Genomic DNA, 514 nt, shown 5'->3' with positions numbered 1-514 from the left:
CGTAAGCGTCCGCTGAATCCCATACCTATTTTTTAATTCGATTTAGGTTTCCAGCAGTGCGGCAGCAATTCTTCAATTTGGGTCACTTTGTGTGTCGGTAACCTTTTCAGCACATCACTTAAATAGGCATACGGATCCAAGCCATTCAGCTTTGCTGACTGGATTAAAGTCATGATGTTTGCCGCTCGCTGACCACTGCGCAGCGAACCTGCAAACAGCCAGTTCTTGCGTCCCAACGCCCAGGGACGCACCTGATTCTCTACCCAATTGTTGCATATCGGTAGATTGCCATCATCCAGATAGCGGCTTAAGGCTGGCCAACGCTTCAGAGTGTAATTGATAGCCTTGGCGGTAGGAGAACTCGATGGCACTGTCAGATGATGTTGGTTGAGCCATTCATATAGTTGTTGCATCACTGGTTGACTATGCTGTTGTCGGTATTCGCGGCGGTCTTCCGCTGTACCATCGGTCTTTTTCCTGAGTTCTGCTTCTATCGCATACAGTTTCTGAATCA

Annotated in this window: 1 protein-coding gene; it reads right to left on the bottom strand. The window is 48.1% G+C overall.

The genetic code is table 11. The features are described from left to right. Nucleotides 1–32 precede the first annotated feature (32 nt). Nucleotides 33–514: transposase (locus HHA42_RS13440; protein WP_168526882.1), on the bottom strand; the 482-nt coding region annotated here is incomplete at its 5' end.

The organism is Acinetobacter sp. A3 (assembly GCF_012371415.1).
Taxonomy (GTDB): domain Bacteria; phylum Pseudomonadota; class Gammaproteobacteria; order Pseudomonadales; family Moraxellaceae; genus Acinetobacter.
Note: the sequence above shows the minus strand (reverse complement) of the source record. Positions and strands in the feature narration are given on the sequence as shown.